General features: G+C 40.4%; 4 protein-coding genes. All 4 read left to right on the top strand.

Annotated elements, in window-relative coordinates; genetic code table 11:
* Nucleotides 1-2 precede the first annotated feature (2 nt).
* The 4 genes from AACQ42_RS00020 (at nucleotide 3) to AACQ42_RS00005 (ending at nucleotide 3,963) form a co-directional block, all read left to right on the top strand.
* The gene (locus AACQ42_RS00020; RefSeq protein ID WP_254918611.1) at nucleotides 3-1,055 is read left to right on the top strand and encodes a glycosyltransferase family 4 protein; all 1,053 of its coding nucleotides are present in this window, start codon (nucleotides 3-5) and stop codon (nucleotides 1,053-1,055) included.
* Nucleotides 1,052-2,215, top strand: coding sequence for an exopolysaccharide biosynthesis protein VpsJ (vpsj, locus tag AACQ42_RS00015; RefSeq protein WP_094166435.1), 1,164 nt, complete (start codon nucleotides 1,052-1,054; stop codon nucleotides 2,213-2,215). Before AACQ42_RS00020 ends, vpsj begins: the two co-directional genes overlap by 4 nt.
* The gene (gene vpsK / locus AACQ42_RS00010; protein ID WP_094132041.1) at nucleotides 2,205-2,957 is read left to right on the top strand and encodes an exopolysaccharide biosynthesis glycosyltransferase VpsK; all 753 of its coding nucleotides are present in this window, start codon (nucleotides 2,205-2,207) and stop codon (nucleotides 2,955-2,957) included. Before vpsj ends, vpsK begins: the two co-directional genes overlap by 11 nt.
* Before the next feature lie 214 nt (nucleotides 2,958-3,171).
* Entirely contained in the window at nucleotides 3,172-3,963 is a 792-nt protein-coding gene (locus AACQ42_RS00005; RefSeq protein ID WP_176429739.1) for an RbmA family biofilm matrix protein, read from the top strand.
* Nucleotides 3,964-4,153 lie beyond the last annotated feature (190 nt).

Here is a 4,153-nt window from a genome sequence, read left to right as displayed (position 1 = left end):
AAATATTAGTAATTAGTGTACCTAATTATGCTAAAGGTGGAGTGGCATCTGTTGTTTCTACATTTATGAAAAATAATTATGTAAATAGTAGATACAGTATTCGTTATTATTTCACTCATGAGTCTGGAGGGTCTTTGAAAAAACATCTTTCATTTTTTTATTTTCTTGTTAGATTTCCATTTTTCTTGCTTTGCAATGATTTTGATGGCGCTCATGTTCATGGCTCACTTAAAGGTAGTTTCTTTAGGAAAGCATGTTTTTTATTTTGGCTTAAGATATACAAAATACCCGTAGTATATCAATGTCACGCAGCTCAGGTGGATGATTTTTTTTCTAATTCACTAAAAAAGTACATAGTTAATAAAATTTTCAAACAATATGATTTAAGATTATGCTTAGGCAACTGTTGGAAGAGTAATTTTGAAAATATTACAGGGCTAAAATGGAATGTGTTACATAATCCTGTTGCTACCTTTCCATTTGAAAAATCACAACATGAAGAATTTAATTTGGTTTTCATGGGGGAACTGTCAAAAAGGAAAGGGATAAGAGATTTAATTGAAGCGTTTTCCCTCGTTAAAAATGATAATGCAAAGTTGTACGTGGCAGGGAGCGGGGATATTGATGGCCTAACAGACTTTTGTAATGAACTTGGTGTTAAAAATAGAGTTGAATTTCTTGGTTGGATTGATTCTGAACAGAAAGGTTCTTTATTATCTATAGCCGATGTTGTTGTTCTTCCCAGCTATGCAGAAGGGTTACCTATTAGTATCTTAGAGGCTATGTCAGCAAGTGTCGCTGTTATAACGACCCCAGTGGGTGCTATTGGTGATGCTATTACTCATGATATTAATGGCCTGTTAGTTCCTCCTGGTAATATTTATGAACTGGCAAGTGCTATAAATGTTCTGGGAAGTGATAAAGCCAAAAGACTAGAACTTGCAACACTAGGAAAAGAAAAGTTTGATGAATTATTTCACGAAGACGTTGTTGCACAAAAGCTACTAGGGTTTTATGAGTTATTGACGAATAAGGAACGAGGAAGAGCTAAATGACCGTCAATAGCATCGCCACCGCTATTCTTAAGAAAGCTCGTACAGAACAATTTGCTGGATATGACCCTTTTGATGGACTCAATTCAAGCTGGTTCAAGCGCTTGCCGATAAGCAAAGACTCGACTTTCGGCTTAGCATGGATCCAGTTGTTCAAACGCTCTCCCCTTAATCTTCGGCCATGGCTAGGTGTGCCCAAAGCGCGAAACCCTAAAGGCGTGGCTCTGTTTATTCTCGGATTAATCGAAGAGTATCAAGTGACAAAAGATCCCGCTTTGCTCACAGAAGCGGAGCAACTTGCGCTGTGGCTAGTGGCTCAGCGTTGTGATGAGCAAATCTGGCATGGTGCCTGTTGGGGGTATCATTTTGATTGGAAAGCGCGTGCATTCTTTGTTCCTAAGGGGAAGCCAAATGTGATCACGACAGTCTATGTCAGCCGTGCCTTACACAAATTGGGGCAACTGACGGGGCGAGCTGACTGGGTCGAGTTGGCGCTGCGCAGTGGTGATTTTATTGCTGGCCATTTATTGACTCAAAATGAGAGCGGGGAGTTTTTTGCGTATATCCCCGGGGAAACGGCGTTTGTGCACAACGCCAGTTTGTGGGCGGCAGCTTGGCTGGCCGTGGTCGGTCGAGAAACGTCTCGCCCAGACTACACTGAGTTGGCATTACGCATTGCGCGTAACAGTGCTCAGGCTCAAGCTGCCGATGGCAGCTGGGCCTATGGTACTCGTCATCATCATGTGTTTATTGACGGATTTCATACGGGCTACAATTTAGAAGCACTACACCTCATACGAACTACTTTAGCGACAAAGGAATTTGATGAGGTGATTGCACGCGGTTTTTATTTTTACAAGCAGCATCTATTTGAAACCGATGGAACAGCGAAATATTACCACAACAATCCTTATCCACTGGATCCGCACTCAGTATCACAGGCAATTATTACCTTACTCAGTGTTGGAGGTGAGGAGAGTGATGTTGTTTTGGTTAAACGCGTCATTCAGCGTGCTATTCAAACGCTGTACATGCCCGAGCGGGATCAGTTTGTTTATCAACGTAACAAACGTTTGGTTAATCGAATTCACTACGCGCGCTGGACACAGGCGTGGATGTACTTTTCATTCCGTTTTTATTTAAGAATTACCAATGAGGAATAACCGATTGAAACGCATTAATTTTCTTGGTAGCCCAATGGATGTGGCTTCGATGAGTGAAACTGTTGCTCTGATCCGCGATCGCATTTTGCGACAAGAGTTTACCCAGCATGTGGTCGTCAATGTTGCTAAGTTAGTCAATATGCGTAAGGATTCTGAATTGGCTCAGTCCGTGACCGAGTGTGACATTATCAATATCGATGGTATGGGTGTGGTTTGGGGCGCGCGCTTTTTAGGTCACCAAGTTCCCGAACGAGTGGCGGGTGTTGACTTGTTTCTAGAGCTCAATGCGATGGCTGCACAAGAACAAATGCCAGTGTTCTATCTAGGCGCAAAGTCGGAGATTGTTGAAAAAACGGCTGCGGCCATGCAGGCAAAGCATCCACAATTAGTGATTGCGGGTTATCACCATGGCTATTTTTGGGATGATGAGCACGCGATAGTTGAAAAGATCCGTCAATCAGGGGCGAAACTACTGTTTGTGGCGATCACGTCGCCGAAAAAGGAAAATTTTATCAACCGCTGGCAAGAGCAGTTGGGCGTGTTATTTGTGATGGGGGTAGGGGGAACATTTGATGTTGTTGCAGGTCATGTTTCTCGTGCACCCTTATGGATGCAAAAATCTGGGTTGGAATGGTTATATCGTGTATTACAAGAACCTAGAAGAATGTGGAAGCGTTATTTAGTGACTAATAGTCGTTATGCTTGGCTACTACTTAATGAAAAAATAAAACGAAAGAATTAAATTGACCATATGAGAGTAAACTTTAGTTTATTTTTAGGGAGCTTATGAGTTGAATCAATTTTGTTTATTATTATTAATACTTAGTCAATGTAATTGTCTTAGATTTGATAAAATCTGATCCTTTAATAAAAAGCGGATGTATTTTTTATAGTTATCAATTAGCCTTAGCGCCAGTTGTAAAAACAAATGGTTGTCTAACTTTAAAGGATCTATCATGAACAAACGTTATTATTATCTGGTATCATGCTTGGCATTGTTATTTTCAACTGCTTCTTATGCGGAAGTGGATTGTGAGTTACAGCCAGTGATTGAAGCAAACCTTTCATTAAATCAAAACCAGTTGGCACGTAACGGTGGATATATTGCCAGTCAGCTAGGGATCCGTAATGAAAGCTGTGAAACAGTGAAGTTCAATTACTGGCTATCAATTAAAGGCCCAGAAGGTATCTACTTTCCAGCCAAAGCGGTAGTTGGAGTTGATACAGCGCAGCAAGAGTCTGATGCTCTTACTGATGGTCGCATATTGAATGTTACACGTGGTTTCTGGGTTCCAGAGTATATGGCTGATGGTAAATATACTGTTTCTCTTCAAGTCGTTGCAGAAAATGGAGAAGTATTTAAAGCCAACCAAGAATTTGTGAAAGGGGTCGATTTAAATAGCCTACCTGAACTCAATGGTTTGACTATTGATATCAAAAATCAATTTGGTATTAATAGTGTGGACAGTACCGGTGGTTTTGTTCCATTCACCATTGATTTAAATAATGGCCGTGAGGGAGAAGCTAACGTCGAGTTCTGGATGACAGCGGTAGGCCCTGATGGTTTGATTATTCCTGTCAACGCGAGAGAGAAATGGGTTATTGCTTCAGGTGATACTTATTCAAAAGTGCGTGGAATTAATTTCGATAAAAGCTATCCCGCAGGTGAATATACCATTAATGCTCAGGTTGTAGATACTGTCTCTAGTGAGCGAATTGAGCAGTCAATGATAGTGGTAAAAAAATAGTTTTATCTAGTGATCTAATCTTATGTGTATAAAAACCGCCTTTGGCGGTTTTTATTGTACTTTTTGAATGATATAAGCAATATATTCTTAACGTTGAATTACATAGTGGTCACTTACTCTTGAGCTCAATCAAATAGTTGTATCTTGTTGGTGGTGCGCACTTATCAATCTTTAATAACATCCTGTATAT

Source organism: Vibrio sp. V12_P9A6T4, assembly GCF_963874835.1.
GTDB lineage: Bacteria > Pseudomonadota > Gammaproteobacteria > Enterobacterales > Vibrionaceae > Vibrio > Vibrio anguillarum.
Note: the sequence above shows the minus strand (reverse complement) of the source record. Positions and strands in the feature narration are given on the sequence as shown.

What these genes read in the sequence shown, in the direction of transcription:
- vpsj (WP_094166435.1), top strand. Translation starts at nt 1,052, where the DNA reads ATGACCGTCAATAGCATCGCCACCGCTATTCTTAAGAAAGCTCGTACA.
- vpsK (WP_094132041.1), top strand. Translation starts at nt 2,205, where the DNA reads ATGAGGAATAACCGATTGAAACGCATTAATTTTCTTGGTAGCCCAATG.
- AACQ42_RS00005 (WP_176429739.1), top strand. Translation starts at nt 3,172, where the DNA reads ATGAACAAACGTTATTATTATCTGGTATCATGCTTGGCATTGTTATTT.